Annotated in this window: 17 protein-coding genes, 3 tRNA genes and 4 rRNA genes; 12 read left to right on the plus strand and 12 right to left on the minus strand. The window is 42.1% G+C overall.

What is annotated here, in order from left to right:
* The first annotated feature begins 3 nt into the window (after positions 1 to 3).
* The 12 genes from CKV74_RS10360 (at position 4) to CKV74_RS02965 (ending at position 6,596) form a co-directional block, all read left to right on the plus strand.
* Positions 4 to 252 (plus strand): hypothetical protein, encoded by a 249-nt coding sequence (locus CKV74_RS10360; protein ID WP_123947608.1) that lies wholly within the window; start codon positions 4 to 6, stop codon positions 250 to 252.
* Positions 253 to 396: 144 nt separating this feature from the next.
* Positions 397 to 639, plus strand: a complete 243-nt coding sequence (locus tag CKV74_RS02915) for a hypothetical protein (RefSeq protein ID WP_080351297.1) — start codon at positions 397 to 399, stop codon at positions 637 to 639.
* A 92-nt stretch (positions 640 to 731) separates the two neighbouring features.
* Positions 732 to 992 carry a hypothetical protein gene (locus tag CKV74_RS02920; RefSeq protein ID WP_007242699.1) on the plus strand — a complete coding sequence of 87 codons (261 nt, stop codon included), beginning with the start codon at positions 732 to 734 and terminating at the stop codon, positions 990 to 992.
* Between the two features lie 15 nt (positions 993 to 1,007).
* On the plus strand, positions 1,008 to 1,364 hold the full coding sequence (locus tag CKV74_RS02925) for a hypothetical protein (protein ID WP_007242781.1): 357 nt from the start codon (positions 1,008 to 1,010) through the stop codon (positions 1,362 to 1,364).
* A gap of 9 nt (positions 1,365 to 1,373) precedes the next feature.
* On the plus strand, positions 1,374 to 1,628 hold the full coding sequence (locus CKV74_RS02930; protein ID WP_007242661.1) for a hypothetical protein: 255 nt from the start codon (positions 1,374 to 1,376) through the stop codon (positions 1,626 to 1,628).
* Complete coding sequence (locus CKV74_RS02935; RefSeq protein WP_095176716.1) at positions 1,625 to 1,876, plus strand: ANR family transcriptional regulator; 252 nt, start codon at positions 1,625 to 1,627, stop codon at positions 1,874 to 1,876. The genes CKV74_RS02930 and CKV74_RS02935 overlap by 4 nt, the downstream gene beginning before the upstream one ends.
* The gene (locus tag CKV74_RS02940; RefSeq protein ID WP_007242683.1) at positions 1,869 to 2,165 is read left to right on the plus strand and encodes a hypothetical protein; all 297 of its coding nucleotides are present in this window, start codon (positions 1,869 to 1,871) and stop codon (positions 2,163 to 2,165) included. The genes CKV74_RS02935 and CKV74_RS02940 overlap by 8 nt, the downstream gene beginning before the upstream one ends.
* Before the next feature lie 15 nt (positions 2,166 to 2,180).
* The gene (locus CKV74_RS02945) at positions 2,181 to 4,379 is read left to right on the plus strand and encodes a replication endonuclease (protein WP_095176717.1); all 2,199 of its coding nucleotides are present in this window, start codon (positions 2,181 to 2,183) and stop codon (positions 4,377 to 4,379) included.
* A 27-nt stretch (positions 4,380 to 4,406) separates the two neighbouring features.
* The gene (locus CKV74_RS02950) at positions 4,407 to 4,784 is read left to right on the plus strand and encodes a hypothetical protein (protein WP_095176718.1); all 378 of its coding nucleotides are present in this window, start codon (positions 4,407 to 4,409) and stop codon (positions 4,782 to 4,784) included.
* Between the two features lie 11 nt (positions 4,785 to 4,795).
* Positions 4,796 to 5,299 carry a MazG-like family protein gene (locus CKV74_RS02955; protein WP_095176719.1) on the plus strand — a complete coding sequence of 168 codons (504 nt, stop codon included), beginning with the start codon at positions 4,796 to 4,798 and terminating at the stop codon, positions 5,297 to 5,299.
* Positions 5,296 to 5,631: a helix-turn-helix domain-containing protein gene (locus CKV74_RS02960; RefSeq protein ID WP_231897303.1), complete on the plus strand. Its 336-nt coding sequence runs from the start codon at positions 5,296 to 5,298 to the stop codon at positions 5,629 to 5,631. Before CKV74_RS02955 ends, CKV74_RS02960 begins: the two co-directional genes overlap by 4 nt.
* Positions 5,541 to 6,596: a tyrosine-type recombinase/integrase gene (locus CKV74_RS02965; protein WP_095176720.1), complete on the plus strand. Its 1,056-nt coding sequence runs from the start codon at positions 5,541 to 5,543 to the stop codon at positions 6,594 to 6,596. Before CKV74_RS02960 ends, CKV74_RS02965 begins: the two co-directional genes overlap by 91 nt.
* Positions 6,597 to 6,614: 18 nt before the next feature.
* On the opposite strand, the gene CKV74_RS02970 is transcribed toward CKV74_RS02965, so the two are convergent.
* The 12 genes from CKV74_RS02970 to CKV74_RS03025 all read right to left on the minus strand — a co-directional run bounded on the left by CKV74_RS02970 (position 6,615) and on the right by CKV74_RS03025 (position 17,108).
* Positions 6,615 to 6,690 (minus strand) — tRNA-Trp (locus CKV74_RS02970).
* 9 nt (positions 6,691 to 6,699) lie between these two features.
* Positions 6,700 to 6,776: transfer RNA gene (locus CKV74_RS02975), tRNA-Asp, on the minus strand.
* A gap of 11 nt (positions 6,777 to 6,787) precedes the next feature.
* Positions 6,788 to 6,903: ribosomal RNA gene (rrf, locus tag CKV74_RS02980) — 5S ribosomal RNA — on the minus strand.
* 136 nt (positions 6,904 to 7,039) lie between these two features.
* Positions 7,040 to 7,155 (minus strand): 5S ribosomal RNA (gene rrf, locus CKV74_RS02985).
* 118 nt (positions 7,156 to 7,273) lie between these two features.
* A 23S ribosomal RNA gene (locus CKV74_RS02990) occupies positions 7,274 to 10,171 on the minus strand.
* A gap of 176 nt (positions 10,172 to 10,347) precedes the next feature.
* Positions 10,348 to 10,423 (minus strand) — tRNA-Glu (locus tag CKV74_RS02995).
* Between the two features lie 110 nt (positions 10,424 to 10,533).
* Positions 10,534 to 12,075, minus strand: a 16S ribosomal RNA gene (locus CKV74_RS03000).
* The 16S, 23S and 5S rRNA genes sit together here with 3 tRNA genes alongside, the layout of an rRNA operon.
* Before the next feature lie 281 nt (positions 12,076 to 12,356).
* On the minus strand, positions 12,357 to 13,448 hold the full coding sequence (locus tag CKV74_RS03005) for an extracellular solute-binding protein (protein WP_095176721.1): 1,092 nt from the start codon (positions 13,446 to 13,448) through the stop codon (positions 12,357 to 12,359).
* 19 nt (positions 13,449 to 13,467) lie between these two features.
* Positions 13,468 to 14,319 carry an ABC transporter permease gene (locus CKV74_RS03010; RefSeq protein WP_095176722.1) on the minus strand — a complete coding sequence of 284 codons (852 nt, stop codon included), beginning with the start codon at positions 14,317 to 14,319 and terminating at the stop codon, positions 13,468 to 13,470.
* The gene (locus CKV74_RS03015; RefSeq protein ID WP_039847805.1) at positions 14,316 to 15,185 is read right to left on the minus strand and encodes an ABC transporter permease; all 870 of its coding nucleotides are present in this window, start codon (positions 15,183 to 15,185) and stop codon (positions 14,316 to 14,318) included. Before CKV74_RS03015 ends, CKV74_RS03010 begins: the two co-directional genes overlap by 4 nt.
* Positions 15,182 to 16,252, minus strand: coding sequence for an ABC transporter ATP-binding protein (locus CKV74_RS03020; protein ID WP_095176723.1), 1,071 nt, complete (start codon positions 16,250 to 16,252; stop codon positions 15,182 to 15,184). The genes CKV74_RS03015 and CKV74_RS03020 overlap by 4 nt, the downstream gene beginning before the upstream one ends.
* A gap of 190 nt (positions 16,253 to 16,442) precedes the next feature.
* A complete protein-coding gene (locus tag CKV74_RS03025) occupies positions 16,443 to 17,108 on the minus strand; it encodes a TfoX/Sxy family DNA transformation protein (RefSeq protein ID WP_095176724.1) in 666 nt (221 codons plus the stop codon).
* Positions 17,109 to 17,208 lie beyond the last annotated feature (100 nt).

Below are 17,208 nucleotides of genomic sequence, written 5' to 3' on the forward strand. Positions count from 1 at the left end.
TGTATGAAAAAAACAGATAAAAAAACGGAACAACTAGAAACATTATTCCGTTTACGTGAAGAAGCAAGACTTACTGAAGGAAGATTATTACGACAACAGTTTAATTTGTTCATACTCCAAGATAATCTTGCAACGCTTTTAAAATCACTGGCATTTCTTGACCCAACTCGCGAATTACCTGAGTCGGTTGAGGCTGAGATAAATCAATGTCGTACACAGCTCGAAGATTTAATAGAACAAACCCTACCTTAGCTAAATCTTCGGAGGTTAAAGGGTCGGCAAGTTTAATGATTTCCCTTTGTAATTCGATAAGTTTATCAAGGTCGTATTTTTTAGACATAGCGGCTCCTTGTGAGTTGATAACAAAAAAGAGTATAACAAATTAGGTGGTAAATAGTGAACGTAGATCATAAATGCGCAAATTGCGGAAGTAACAACATCCGTGTGCGAACTTCCGAAAAGATCGGTTTATTGTCAATCGACGTGTTGGCTTACTGCAACAACTGCGGCACAGAATTAAGAGTGCAAAGCCAAATTACGAGAGTGAGAACGCCAATCTATAACGACCGCCCAGAAGCATTAAGCGCGAATAAGCCGTTAAATCAGATTGACGAGCGTCAGCAAGAAATCGACATCTAGTCTTTAATTCCCATCAAAATTTTTAAACACAGTCGTTTGAAGAAATTCATGCGACAGGATTTTTGCATCCAAAATTTAAGGAGAACCCAAAAATGAGCAACAAAAAATACACCTACGACAACGGTAAAACACGCAAAGACCGTGTGAACGTATGGGCGTTAGAAAAACGTGTGAAAAAGTTGGAAGCGCAAATTCAAATCATCAGCCGTCACATTAATCATCAAGCTGGATTAAACCAACAACAAGTGATGTTGAGTGAAAGCATCCACGACCGAGTGGCATTGCTTGAAAAAGCCAGTTGGAGCAAGCAAGGGATGTTTGGTCGTTGGTTAAGTTGGGTTCAAGGTAAATAAGCAAGGGGGCGTGTGATGTACGTTTCAGGCAAAGAAAGTGCGGCGGCAAAATTCTGCAAAGAAAATCAAATTGCAGTTGAACCGGTGCAAAGTTGGGGCGATTGCCGCCACATTATCGGCAAAAGTCGCTATCGCGTGGAATACGCTTTCAACAACCTTTCACAAAGCGAAAGAGAAATCCTGTTGGCGATGGCAGAACTCGACATCAACGATTTAGTTAGCACCACATTTTCAGGCGAGAAACTACACCACTACTCCGAAAACGGTCAACGCAAAATCGCCAAGGCATTTCGCAAAGTGCGGTTGATTTCGGGGATGTTTCCGAAAGGGATTACCGAACGTGAATTCACATTGATTGATAAGGCAAGTTAAGGGGAAGGTATGGCAACCGTTATTTTAAGTCGTGGCGCATTGAGCGTTGTGGCAAAGGAATATTATCAAAAATTAGATAAAACGCAGGAACACCTATTTGCCTACATCTACCACTTAGACAAAGGCGATGAAGAACAAGCAAGACAAGCATTTAACGAATTTATTGAAAATGGCGATTTGGCCACAAAAACACGCCAAATCTTTTTACAGAAATACAGAGAATGGGAGCAATGGCAATCTACCCAACGGAGTAAACAATTATGAGACAGAAATTTTTAGCCTTTGACCGCGCTTGCGAAACTGCCGCAGAAGCAGAACGCACCCGTTTATTTTTTAAAGCTGCTCAGTATTGGCGAACAGGCTATCACTTAGCACCTTGTAAATCTGATGCGGATTGGTGCTTTGCAAGAGCCGATTACTGTTTTAAAGCCGCAATAGATACCGGCGCAATCAAGGTGAAAAAAACAAGAATGATCGATTTTCAAGTATTTATGGGAGAAAGAGATGAGTGAGGGGATTTACATTAATTTAGATTGCGGGGCAGAACTCCAAATTACCAAGATTGGCGACCGCTTCCAATTATTGGAAATCATTGGGAATAACGGCATGAGAAAGCCAAAAGCCCGAGTGATTGGACGATTACATAACACGATTATGGGGGCGATAAACGAAGTCTACAACTTTTCATTAGCACAATATGAAGTGCTTTCACTCTCCGAAATGGAAAGTGCGATCAATTCAACAAATCAAGCAATTAAAGACTACTTCGACCAACATAATGAATATTTAGCCAATTTATAAGAGTATAGAAAGAAAATGATGAACTGGGAGCAACAACGAGATGAAAACATTGCTAAACGTGCATTAGCGATGGAAGAAGCTCGTGTGGCAAGAATGGAAAGTACGTCAAAAACTGGCCGCACTTTAGACTTGCCACAAGCAACCGCTGCACAAATTGAGCTGTTTGCGGTTGCTCCTAATCATTTTGATTATGTTGAAAAACTGCTTTCCGATTTGCCACGCAAACGCCAACGGGAACACTTCCGCAATGTGTGGTTGCGTGCTTATCGCAGTGTGAAAGATGATGGGTCAATTAGTTTTAGCTTTGGCAATAAACAAGCCCGCATTGCTAACACAACATTGCGTGATGTGTTGACCAATCGTTTGGAAGCCGTTTTTGAGCAATATCGCATTTCTGTTTCGTGGTTGCTTGAACGCAAACGCTATTCCGCCAACTTGGCAATGCAAAAGCCTGTGGATAATCAAGGTTTGCATTTTTATCTATTAGGCGAACGCCAATTAAAAGAGATCGCCTACAAACTCGCCTTGCACTTCAACGGATTACAAAGCGATTTCGTGGAAGATTGTGCCAATCAAAAAGCCGTTGGGCTATTAAGTGCGGTCGATTTTTCACGTTTAAGCAGTGAACTGCACCGCCTTTGCGCTGATGTTTGCAAGAACATTGGCTTTCCACTTAAAAGCCAACATCGCCTTGAAGAAGGTAAGCGCCTTTCTGTGCAACAACAAGAAAGCGAATTGTTGCGTGTGGTGTGCGAAAAATATTGGTTCCGCACATTACGCAGCACGCAAAAACGCCTTATCGAGCATTTGGCGATTGGCTGTGGTGAAGTATCGGCAAAAGTCAGCCCGTACATTTCAACCGGTGCATTGAGCGATTACCGCAATCAACAAAAAGCCAATCTTGAATATTTAAAACAGATGATTATTGAAAACATTGACGATCCATCCGAACAGGTAGAATTGATGGCAATGTGGCAAAAATCTTCCGGTAATCCTGCTATCCGTTTTAACGAGATGATGAACCGCTTGCGTGGCGTAGACGAATGGGCAACGGAAAAAGGCTATGTGTCATTGTTCTTAACCATGACCGCCCCTTCATCGTTCCATGCGACACACAACAACGGCACAAATAACAAGAAATGGAAAGGTGCAGACCCACGCACAACGCACGTTTATTTAAGCAAGAATTGGGCGCAGTTGCGTGCATTGTTTGCTAAACGTGGCATCGGCTTTTTTGGTATGCGTGGCGTTGAACCACACCATGATGCCACACCGCACTGGCACTTGCTTGTGTATGTGAAAGCGGAAGATAAAGAAGAAGTGATCCGTTTATTTAAATCAAAAGCTTTAGAGTTAGACGGCGATGAATTCGGGGCGAAAAAACACCGGTGCCGTGTTGATGAAATCGACCCTGCAAAAGGTTCTGCCGTTTCTTATATTGCGAAATACATTGCCAAAAATATTTATGCGGGCAATCAGAAAGACGAAACATCGGACGAAGTGGAAGGATTGAAATTAGACGAAAACGTGCAACGTGTGCGTGCGTGGGCGAACCTTTGGGGCATTCGTCAATTCCAGTTTTACGGCAATCCGCCAATTTCTGTGTGGCGTGAATTACGCAAATTAGAGAAATGGCAGTTGGATGATGTGGATGATAAGACCATTGCAGACGCGCAAGCGGTTTGTGATGTGGCTTGTTTTGCCAGTTATTTAGATTTACAAGGGGGCGCAATGGCTAAACGTGAAGATCAGCCGTTGTGCGCGGAATATGAAGAAAGCGAGCCGAACCAATACGGCGAAACAAGAAAGAAAATTGTGGGGGTGAAAAATCGTTTCAGTTTTGCAAGCGTAAGAACAAAATTAAAAAATTGGGTTATCAAAAAAGGCACTGTGGCAGATGTTGCAACTGATGCCAATGCGGAGACCACCGAAACAGACAAGGAGCGTAGCGACGCTTGGACTTGTGTCAGTAACTGTAACCGTTCAGAAATTGAACAAAAGGTAAAAAATGCACTTTTACCGGTCAGCTTTATGATAAGTGGTTCACAAATTGAGCTATTAGTTAAATATGGACGGTTACGGCTTAATGACTATCGCTGGATTCATTGCGAAAACGACAACGTTTTCATTAAAGAAGAAAAAATACCGCTCTTTTCTGTAAAAAAATTTAGTCAGAAAGTGACTGGATTTTGGGAAAGATTGGGGAAAATGTAGGTGTATTAATCAAAAAAAGGGTTAGAAATGAGTAAATTTTTAAAATTAAATTTCGTGAAAGAAAATTTTATTATGGGGAAAACTGGCAAAACATCAAAACTTGAGCATATGAGCGACGGTTATGAGCATTTAGAAATGTATCTTAATGCCGATCTAATTACCCATTTTATAGAATGCGAAGATATTCCTTGCGATGGTTCTAGCCGTTGTGATGATGATTTTTCAGAAATCCTAGAAACAGGAACAATTCTGTGGCTTTCAGATGATGGGGTAAAAGCAGTTGATGAAATTTGTGAACGGTTATATGACGCTAACATCACAAGTGAGTATTCAACAAGCAAAGGTGCAAATTTTGTTTTGGTAGCAAATACTGTTGAAGATATTTTGGCACAGTTGGAATATTAGAGGAAATAAAAATGACAGATTTAACACAACTTATTAAAAACATCGAAAATTGGGCAGAAGCTCGCAATTTGATTGAAGGTTCTACACCGAAAAAACAATTCATAAAATTGATGGAAGAATTCGGGGAGCTATGTAGTGGCGTATCAAAAAATAAAATCGACGTGGTGAAAGATAGCATTGGGGATTGCTTTGTGGTGATGGTGATTTTGGCCGCACAACGCAAGAAAGATGAAATGCGTTCATCTGCTGAAATTACTGATCAATGCAGATATTTTAACGTTGATATTGAAAGCCGCTTAATTGAAGCATTGTCAAGCTTGAATCGTTTAAGTTATGAGTTAAGTAGTCCAGAAAATATTAGTGCTTTATTTGGTTTGTTCTTTATTGAGATAGTCGAAGTTGCACGTTATTTTGATTTAGATATACACGATTGTGTGCAAGCGGCATGGGATGAAATCAAAGACCGCAAGGGGCGTATGATTGATGGCGTATTTGTGAAAGAGGGTGATTTGTGATTACAGAAGAAGAAAACACAACAAAATCCGAGCGCACTTTAACGATAAAGGAGGTCGCCGACCTCCTGAATTTAAGTTATAGCACCGTTTTTGCACACCGTTTTAAATGGGGCTTTTTCCAGATGGAAGGTTCGAAAGCTTGGCGCGTTTTTAGGGAAGATCTTGACCGTTGCAGAAAAAGAAAAAATAATGTCATCCGATTGGTTGGATTGACTGATATTAAAAATGGAGGAAAGAATAAATGTCAATCTACAAGAGAGGAAACACATATTGGCTCGATATTACAACACCGAGTGGCGAACGAATTAGACGAAGCACTGGGACTGAAGTAAAGAAAAAGGCCCAAGAATTACACGATAAGATCAAAGCAGAACTATGGGATATGGCGCATCTTAACAAGAAACCGCCAAAACTATTTGAAGAAGCCTTGTTGTTATTTGTGGAAGATGCCAAGTTGAAAAAGGATTTTGATACTAACCGCAGACACGCCATTTATTGGCGTTCTGTTTTTGGTGGTTGGAAATTGAGTGATATCACAGGCGAAGATATTATGACTAATTTGCCGACATACTCAACCACTCATAAAAAACCATTATCACCTTCGACAAAAAACCGCTATCGTACGTCCATTTTGCGGGTGCTTTCACTGGCTTATAAAAATGGTTGGATTGATAGAATCCCTTATGTGAAAAAATTCGTTGAGCCGAAAGTGCGCGTGCGTTGGATTACCAAGGAGCAAGCCACAACGCTGATTTCAAACTTGAATTTGGCGTGGATGAAAAATGTTTGTTCTTTTGCGCTGTTCACCGGTGCGCGAATGACTGAAATTTTGTCCATGACGTGGGATAAAGTGGATTTTGACCACAGCATTGCGATTGTTTCAAATGACGTGGCAAAATCAGGCAAGGCACGTGCATTACCGTTGAATAACACGGCTTTGGATTTGCTGCAAAAGCTATATAAAACCCGTCGCAATGAGTTTGTTTTTCACCGTGGCACCGACAAGCAAATAGGGCGCATTGATTGGCATGATTTTCATCAAGCATTGGAGAAAAGCAATGTTCAAAATTTCCGCTTTCACGATTTGCGCCATACTTGGGCAAGCTGGCACGTTCAAGCCGGAACGCCACTTTACACGCTAAAAGAAATGGGAGGTTGGGAAACGTTAGAAATGGTGAAAAAATATGCACACTTAAACGCTGACCACATGATTGAGTTTGCGAATAATGTCACATTTACGCCACACGAAGATGACGATTTCTCACAAGAAAATTTTTTCAATGTAGTAAATTATTGAAAATGAAAGGTTTTAAGATGGCAGGGGCGGAGAGGCTCGAACTCCCAACACCCGGTTTTGGAGACCGGTGCTCTACCAATTGAACTACGCCCCTAAATAAGTTTGGCGGAATGGACGGGACTCGAACCCGCGACCCCCTGCGTGACAGGCAGGTATTCTAACCAGCTGAACTACCACTCCGCAAATTAGGTGTTTGGCAGTGACCTACTCTCACATTGGGAAACCCAACACTACCATCGGCGTTACAATGTTTCACTTCTGAGTTCGGGATGGGATCAGGTGGGACCATCGCACTATGGCTGCCAAAAATTCTTTTATTTGCTTAATTTACTTCTTAAACGCCCTAACAAAATACAAAGTTTTCTTTAAAATAATATCTAAGTAATTGATTTTATTAGGGTTAGTTTAAAATCGTATTTACAAAATAAACTAAGCAAATAAAAAACCGGCGGTGACCTACTCTCACATTGGGAAGCCCAACACTACCATCGGCATGATGACGTTTCACTTCTGAGTTCGGGATGGGATCAGGTGGGTCCATCACATTATGGCCGCCGGAATATTCCGTTGATAACCTTCTATCATCTATTCATTCTTCAAAATTAGTCACAAGCTAAAAACTCTCAACTTTCTCTCGTCTTCGTTTCGTCTGTCACTCAAAAACTCTTGAGTGTTGTATAGTTAAGCCTCTCGGGCAATTAGTATCTGTTAGCTCAACGGCTCGCACCGCTTACACATCAGACCTATCTACGTCTTAGTCTTAAACAACCCTTACAGATTTTAAATCTGGGAGAACTCATCTCAAGGCAAGTTTCGTGCTTAGATGCTTTCAGCACTTATCTCTTCCGCACTTAGCTACCCGGCAATGCGTCTGGCGACACAACCGGAACACCAGTGGTGCGTCCACTCCGGTCCTCTCGTACTAGGAGCAGCCCCTTTCAATTCTCCAACGCCCACGGCAGATAGGGACCGAACTGTCTCACGACGTTCTAAACCCAGCTCGCGTACCACTTTAAATGGCGAACAGCCATACCCTTGGGACCTACTTCAGCCCCAGGATGTGATGAGCCGACATCGAGGTGCCAAACACCGCCGTCGATATGAACTCTTGGGCGGTATCAGCCTGTTATCCCCGGAGTACCTTTTATCCGTTGAGCGATGGCCCTTCCATGCAGAACCACCGGATCACTATGACCTACTTTCGTACCTGCTCGACTTGTCTGTCTCGCAGTTAAGCTTGCTTATACCATTGCACTAACCTGACGATGTCCGACCGTCATTAGCAAACCTTCGTGCTCCTCCGTTACTCTTTGGGAGGAGACCGCCCCAGTCAAACTACCCACCAGACACTGTCCGAGACCACGTTTCGTAATCTTCGTTAGAACATCAAACGTTAAAGGGTGGTATTTCAAGGATGACTCCACAATCACTGGCGTGACTGCTTCATAGTCTCCCACCTATCCTACACATCAAAATTCAATGTTCAGTGTCAAGCTATAGTAAAGGTTCACGGGGTCTTTCCGTCTAGCCGCGGGTACACCGCATCTTCACGGCGATTTCAATTTCACTGAGTCTCGGGTGGAGACAGCCTGGCCATCATTATGCCATTCGTGCAGGTCGGAACTTACCCGACAAGGAATTTCGCTACCTTAGGACCGTTATAGTTACGGCCGCCGTTTACTGGGGCTTCGATCAGGAGCTTCTCTTTCGATTACACCATCAATTAACCTTCCAGCACCGGGCAGGCATCACACCCTATACGTCCACTTTCGTGTTTGCAGAGTGCTGTGTTTTTAATAAACAGTTGCAGCCAGCTGGTATCTTCGACCGGTTCAACCTTCGCCCGCTAGGGACTACAATCTACGCCGGCGCACCTTCTCCCGAAGTTACGGTGCTATTTTGCCTAGTTCCTTCACCCGAGTTCTCTCAAGCGCCTGAGTATTCTCTACCTGACCACCTGTGTCGGTTTTCAGTACGGTTTAGATAAACCTGAAGCTTAGTGGCTTTTCCTGGAAGTGTGGTATCGGTTACTTCAGCTCCGTAGAGCCTCGTCATCATCTCTCAGTGTTAAAGAAGTCCGGATTTGCCTAAACTTCTCACCTACCAACTTAAACGCACATATCCAACAGTGCGCTAACCTAACCTGCTCCGTCCCCACATCGCAGTTTATCCAAGTACGGGAATATTAACCCGTTTCCCATCGACTACGCTTTTCAGCCTCGCCTTAGGGGCCGACTCACCCTGCCCCGATTAACGTTGGACAGGAACCCTTGGTCTTCCGGCGAACGGGTTTTTCACCCGTTTTATCGTTACTTATGTCAGCATTCGCACTTCTGATACGTCCAGCAGCCCTCTCGAGCTACCTTCATCCGCTTACAGAACGCTCCCCTACCCAACAGTGTTGCCACTGATGCCGCAGCTTCGGTGCTATATTTGAGCCCCGTTACATCTTCCGCGCAGGCCGACTCGACTAGTGAGCTATTACGCTTTCTTTAAATGATGGCTGCTTCTAAGCCAACATCCTAGCTGTCTAAGCCTTCCCACTTCGTTTCCCACTTAATATAGACTTTGGGACCTTAGCTGGCGGTCTGGGTTGTTTCCCTCTCCACGACGGACGTTAGCACCCGCCGTGTGTCTCCTGAGTATCACTCTTCGGTATTCGTAGTTTGCATCGGGTTGGTAATCCGGGATGGACCCCTAGCCGAAACAGTGCTCTACCCCCGAAGGTGTCCGCTCAAGGCTCTACCTAAATAGATTTCGGGGAGAACCAGCTATCTCCCGGTTTGATTGGCCTTTCACCCCCAGCCACAAGTCATCCGCTAATTTTTCAACATTAGTCGGTTCGGTCCTCCAGTTAGTGTTACCCAACCTTCAACCTGCCCATGGCTAGATCACCGGGTTTCGGGTCTATACCTTGCAACTATTCGCCCAGTTAAGACTCGGTTTCCCTTCGGCTCCCCTATTCGGTTAACCTCGCTACAAAATATAAGTCGCTGACCCATTATACAAAAGGTACGCAGTCACCCTTAAAGGGCTCCCACTGCTTGTACGTACAAGGTTTCAGGTTCTATTTCACTCCCCTCACCGGGGTTCTTTTCGCCTTTCCTTCACAGTACTGGTTCACTATCGGTCAATCAGGAGTATTTAGCCTTGGAGGATGGTCCCCCCATCTTCAAACAGGATATCACGTGTCCCGCCCTACTTATCGTTAGCTTAGTACCACGACCTGGACTTCGAGTACGGGGCTATCACCCGGTATCGCCAAGCTTCCCAGCTTGTTCCTCTGTCTCTGTCGCTATCACTAACAGGCTCCTTCGCGTTCGCTCGCCGCTACTAACGAAATCTCGGTTGATTTCTTTTCCTCGGGGTACTTAGATGTTTCAGTTCTCCCGGTTTGCCTCAACAAGCTATGTATTCACTTGTTGATAGTAGATTCTTCATCTACTGGGTTTCCCCATTCGGACATCTTGGATTAAACGCCTCTTATCGACTCATCCAAGCTTTTCGCAGATTAGCACGTCCTTCATCGCCTCTGATTGCCAAGGCATCCACCTTGTACGCTTAGTCACTTAACTATACAACCTCAAAAATTCTTGAGACTGTGTTATCAACTAATCACTTGATTGCTTTTGCTCAATCAAGATTTTTTCTACTCAGACTTTTTCTATCCCTTTCAGGACTTGAAAGTCTCTTCGTTTTCAGCTTGTTTCCTAATTTTTAAAGAACAAAGATACATAAAGTTATCTTTAATTGGCGTCCCCACGGGGATTCGAACCCCGGTTACCGCCGTGAAAGGGCGATGTCCTAGGCCTCTAGACGATGGGGACAACAAGTAAAGATACTCTATCTTACACAATGCTTACGCACTTTCTTCCTCTATTTTTTCTACAATACATCAGCCAATCTGTGTGGACACTTATCGTCACTCAATTTTAGGTAAGGAGGTGATCCAACCGCAGGTTCCCCTACGGTTACCTTGTTACGACTTCACCCCAGTCATGAATCATACCGTGGTAAACGCCCCCCCGAAGGTTAAGCTATCTACTTCTGGTACAACCCACTCCCATGGTGTGACGGGCGGTGTGTACAAGGCCCGGGAACGTATTCACCGCGACATTCTGATTCGCGATTACTAGCGATTCCGACTTCATGGAGTCGAGTTGCAGACTCCAATCCGGACTTAGACGCACTTTCTGGGATTCGCTCCACATCGCTGCTTCGCCTCCCTCTGTATACGCCATTGTAGCACGTGTGTAGCCCTACTCGTAAGGGCCATGATGACTTGACGTCATCCCCACCTTCCTCCGGTTTATCACCGGCAGTCTCCTTTGAGTTCCCGACCAAATCGCTGGCAACAAAGGATAAGGGTTGCGCTCGTTGCGGGACTTAACCCAACATTTCACAACACGAGCTGACGACAGCCATGCAGCACCTGTCTCAGAGCTCCCGAAGGCACCAATTCATCTCTGAAAAGTTCTCTGGATGTCAAGAGTAGGTAAGGTTCTTCGCGTTGCATCGAATTAAACCACATGCTCCACCGCTTGTGCGGGCCCCCGTCAATTCATTTGAGTTTTAACCTTGCGGCCGTACTCCCCAGGCGGTCGATTTATCACGTTAGCTACGGGCACCAAGCATTAAGCCCAATCCCCAAATCGACAGCGTTTACAGCGTGGACTACCAGGGTATCTAATCCTGTTTGCTCCCCACGCTTTCGCACATGAGCGTCAGTACATTCCCAAGGGGCTGCCTTCGCCTTCGGTATTCCTCCACATCTCTACGCATTTCACCGCTACACGTGGAATTCTACCCCTCCCTAAAGTACTCTAGACTCCCAGTCTGAAATGCAATTCCCAGGTTAAGCCCGGGGCTTTCACACCTCACTTAAAAGTCCGCCTGCGTGCCCTTTACGCCCAGTTATTCCGATTAACGCTCGCACCCTCCGTATTACCGCGGCTGCTGGCACGGAGTTAGCCGGTGCTTCTTCTGTAGTTAACGTCAATCATCTAGTCTATTAAACTAAATGCCTTCCTCGCTACCGAAAGAACTTTACAACCCGAAGGCCTTCTTCATTCACGCGGCATGGCTGCGTCAGGGTTGCCCCCATTGCGCAATATTCCCCACTGCTGCCTCCCGTAGGAGTCCGGGCCGTGTCTCAGTCCCGGTGTGGCTGGTCATCCTCTCAGACCAGCTAGAGATCGTCGGCTTGGTGAGCCATTACCTCACCAACTACCTAATCCCACTTGGGCTCATCCTATGGCATGTGGCCTTACGGTCCCACACTTTCATCTTCCGATACTACGCGGTATTAGCTACAGTTTCCCGTAGTTATCCCCCTCCATAAGCCAGATACCCAAGCATTACTCACCCGTCCGCCACTCGTCAGCAAAGAAAGCAAGCTTTCTTCCTGTTACCGTTCGACTTGCATGTGTTAAGCCTGCCGCCAGCGTTCAATCTGAGCCATGATCAAACTCTTCAATTCAAGTTCAATCGCTCAATAAACTGCTTAGCTAAAGTCACTTTACATTAAGTAAATGAATTTCTAGTTTAAGCACCTATTAAGACTTCAAAATTAAAAAATATTTTTAAATCAAGTCAATCAACAAGTGCCCACACAGATTGTCTGATACATTGTTAAAGAGCAAAAAATAACGACGCACTTTTTGATGTTTCACAACAGTGCGTCGTTGTGTGGGGCGCATTATAGGGATTTCAGAATCCTTTGCAACTCTTTTTTTACAAAAAAATTTAATTGCTTAAAATTTATCTAGAAATGACCTCTTTAGTGAAGGCCTCCATTTCAGCCTTACGCCACGGTGTTGAGAAGAATATTGTATCTTTCAGACCTGATTCACTATCTAGTGGTCGGACACCAAATTCTTGGCTCAATTTTTGTTGCACTTCAGGCGATGTAATCCAATGAACAAAAACAAGTGATGCTGCAGGATTTGGAGCATTTTTTGCTACTGTTACAACATTACCGCCACCTGGCATTCCAAATTTTGGTACATAGAATTTTAAACGATCAGTTATTGCTCCCTGTTTTTGCAAACTAAATAAGTGATCTTGCCATGCGGAAACAATAACTAATTCACCATCGTTTAAACGAGTTAGACTATCAGCATTCGAAGCAGTGCGGATTAGAGCATCTTTTTTACTACTAAACCAATCCCAGGTTTTCTTCCAATTAGCAATCTGTGCTTCATCGGTTTTATCAGTACGGTAGTCATAATCCCCATTAATGTAAACTAAAGCTCGTTGAATGAAGGCATTACCAGAGCTACCACCATTTGGATCTGAATAACCAAATTTTTTCGGATTTTTATTAATATAATTTTCCATATCAGCCCAAGACTGTGGTAATTCCTCTTCCTTAATTCGTAATGGATCATATGCCAAACCTGTTTGATTACCCCAATAACCTACTGCTAGATCACCCAACTCTACTCCTTGTAAGTGATGATTTAATTTATCGAAATTCGGTAAGTTATTGAGTTTCACAAGAATATCACTTTTCGCTACATTACCTAAACGATCCGCATTTAATACAACCACGTCCATTTTGCCGGTTTCTAGATTTTTTTCAGCAATCAGTTTATTGATATTACCATCCAAGGTGCCTTCCGGCACTTTGACCTTTATTCCATATTGGCTTTCAAATTCCTTAACAAAATTACGGAATTGCGGTTGTAAATACCAAACACTAACTGTTAATTTTCCTTCTTTTTTTGCCAATTCTTCTATTTCACTCCAAGATTTATTGCTTAAATCTGTAGAGGCTGAAGCTATTGTGCTTACAGCCAAAGCTGCAGCAGTAAGACCAATAGATATAAGTTTACGGATATTTTTTTGCATAAGATGCTCCTTGTGAAAATTATGCTTTTCCTGTGGATTGAGAGAGATAATTCCCTTTCAACAATTTTTCGATAATCATCATCAAAATAATGTTTGGTACCAACAAAATAATCGATACAACGGCCGCATTAGGACGAATAAAAGAATAACCGAGGAAGGAATATAAAATGGTTGGCACGGTAATAAAGTCTGGTGAGCCGATAACGAAAGCGATAGCAAACTCTTCAATACTTTTTACTAAACAGAAAATAATTGACGCTAAAAAACTTGGTTTTAACATCGGCATATACACGTCTTTGAAAACGGTAAATTTAGATGCACCTAAGTCACGGCTGGCATCAATAAGATCTTGCGGAACAGAAGAAAAGCCCGCGGATAAAATCCGAATAGCATAAGGTAACGTGAGTACAACATGCCCAATAACAATGCCGATGAATGGATTGTTAATATTTAAATCCAATAACATACGGCTAAAGAATAGGGCAATAATCATGCCTGGAATAACCAATGGAATCAGTGTTAATAATTCTGCTAATTTTTTACCTCTAAACTCCATACGTCCAAATGCATAAGCTGTTGGGAGAGAGAGTAAAATAGTGATCAGAGAAACCGTAGGCGCAATGGTATAGCTATTAAACATTGCTTCAGGTAAAGAGGTGGTTTCCCATACAATTTTCCAACGCTCAAAAGATAATGATTGAGGAAAAATATCTGGATAACTCCACGGTTTAGCGGGATCTACCAATGACCATAAACCTGCCATTAAAAAGGGTAAGAACAACCAAATAAAATTAGCAAGAATAAAGAAAATTAAGGAAATACGTGCGATTAATCGACCATTTTTCGTTGTGATTTGTGCGGAACTACTCATTTAACCTCTCCACGTTTAACAGCTAATGGTTTAATCAATAATGATACTAGAATGGTGAAGAAGGCAGAGGTCAACATAATAGTTAATGCCATGACCGCACTTTGATTCCATTCTTCAAATTCATAGGCAGACATTTGCATTAAACGTGCCAAAGAATAGGTACTACGAGGGCCTGCAATACTATAAAAGGCGAAATCACCGAGTGCGCCGATAAATATTAAAATAAAGGAAACTTGTACCGCACCTAAGGTTAGTGGGAAGATAACATAACGAAAACGTTGCCAAGGACTCGAACCTAAATTAGCTGCCGCATCTAATAAATCAGTTTTCAGTGAATTGACCGCGCCACCAATAAGAATTAAAGCAAAAGGAATGTTTTTCCACATTTGTAAAATCACTACCCCCCAACCAAATTCATCATTTTGTAGGGTTTTTGGTTCGTCCCAAATGCCTAAATAAACAAATACTTCGTTAAGAATGCCGTGGTAAGAAATCATATTGACGAACAAAAAGGCGGCAACCAATCCCGGTACCAACATAGGTGCCCGCAAGATAGTGATGATCGTTACCTTGGCAGGCAATTTTTTACGCAACCACATAGCAATGGGATAAGCCACGATGATGGATAAAATCGCCCCTAATAAAGACACTTTTACGGAATAAATATACGAATTTTGAAATACAGGACTATTTAATACGGCTTGCCAATATTCCAAACTAAATTGGCTTTCTTCCCCGCCCATCCTGTATAAACCAAGGCTTTGAGAGACTACAATGTAGAACGTGGACCCCATTAAAAATAGGATCGTACCTAAACCACTGCATAGTAATAACCATGCTTTTACATCATTTTTGAGACTTTTCATTTTACGGACTCCAAGAATTTAATCGCATGGCGGGGAACCGTAAAGGAGAGTTTATCGCTCAAATTCGGGCATTTTGTTAGTTGCAGACGTAATTTTTTCTCTTCATCATTACGTTTAATGACTCCTTGCACTTCCGTGATATTGCCCATAAAAGCGGTGTTGATGATATCTACTGTAATTTGGTTTTCCGCTTCCGTTTGTGCATTTGGTAACAATTCAATGTCTTCCGGTCGAAAGCAAATATAAATTAGTTCTGATTCCGGTTTTTTTTCAGAAAATACGGTGAAATTGCCAAAAATAGAACTAACTACATAAAGATTGTCACCGATGTTTTTCACATTGGCTTCCGTGATATTGGCAATACCAATAAAATCTGCCACAAAGCGGTTTTTAGGATGATGATAAATATCTTGAGGAGACCCAATTTGCTCAATAGAACCTTTATTTAACACGATGATTTTATCTGACATGGTTAGAGCTTCAGCCTGATCGTGAGTCACATAAATACTAGTTAAATTATATTGTTTTGAGAGTTGTTTTATTTCAAAACGTACACTTTCGCGTAATTTGGCATCTAAGTTAGAAAGAGGTTCATCAAATAAAATAACATCTGGACGAGTTACCATAGCTCTAGCTAATGCGACACGTTGTTGTTGACCTCCAGAAAGCTCATTGGGTAATTTCAATTTATGAAATTCTAAATCCATTTGTTTCAATGCGAGATTTAAACGCTGTTTTTGTTCTTCAATATCAATTTTACGTTGCTTTAAACCATAGCAAATATTGTGAGATACGTTGAGGTGAGGGAAAAGGGCATAAGATTGGAAACACATGGCTGTATTGCGTTTTTCTGGAGGAACATTGTTAACATTTTTTCCTCCGATAAGGATTTCACCTTCATCAGCCACATGAAATCCAGCGATTAATTTTAATAAGGAGGTTTTACCACAGCCGCTTGGTCCTAATAAGGTGACAAACTCGCCTTCTTCAGCGGTAAAGGTAATATTATTGGCTGCGTAAAAGTCACCAAATTTTTTTGTAATATTTTTTATTTCTAACTTTGCCATTTTTACATCCTCATCAAACTTACATAGACAAGAATAAACATAAAAATAGTTAGCTGTTTTTTCAATGAACTTACAATATTTCTTATAAAAATGTGAGTTACATCACAATTCATTATTCTAGAAAAACAAAAAAACAGGGGTTTCCCCCTGCTTTTTATAGACATCCTTGTCAATTCACAATCCTTGTAACCTATTTGTCCTCCTTAGACTTCTTTTTCTTACAGCGACGAAATCCATTTTCTGCAAGACATTCATTAAATTTATCTAATTTTTTCTGGCGCTCTTCATCTGAATACGAAAGAAAATGTCTATTCTCCAAAGCACCAACCAATTTCCAATAAAAATCCTCTGTAGCATCAATGCCTGCTTTCTTTAGCATAATCATTGCTTGAATTGCACCATGCTCACGCAAAGTTTCTACATCATTAATACCTACTTTCTTCAAGGCTCTCTCATGTTTAATCGTTAAATTGGGTAAATCCTTTAATCGATTAGCTTTAGCCAATTCCTTATCAATCCGGTTGTTTTTTACTTGAATGATTGAAAGGTAAATTAAGTTTCTTAATGCTTTATTATCAGCTAAAATCCTTTCTGTCAACTGATAATAGTCTAACAAGATAAAGCGTTTATTGAAATCTATTGAAGTAAATTGAGTACATCCTAGATCTTCTAGTTTTTGCACTAACTCGTCTTCAGCCCGTAGATATAGCTTACCGTTTAGCCAAATCGCAAACATATCTATTTTCTTATAGAATATCCCATATCCGGTAAATAGATTTTTTGCTGAAACATCGCCTATTAGCTGATTTAGATGATTACATAGAACATCAATACTTGAAGAATCCTTAGTAGTCACACTACCCTCCTTGGTTATTTTTTATGATTATCACAGCCTTCAATGGCTTAGATGCGATTTATATCATAAAAAATTTCCATGTAACAAAATGAAAAATTCA

It is taken from the genome of Haemophilus pittmaniae (assembly GCF_900186995.1).
Lineage (GTDB): Bacteria > Pseudomonadota > Gammaproteobacteria > Enterobacterales > Pasteurellaceae > Haemophilus_D > Haemophilus_D pittmaniae.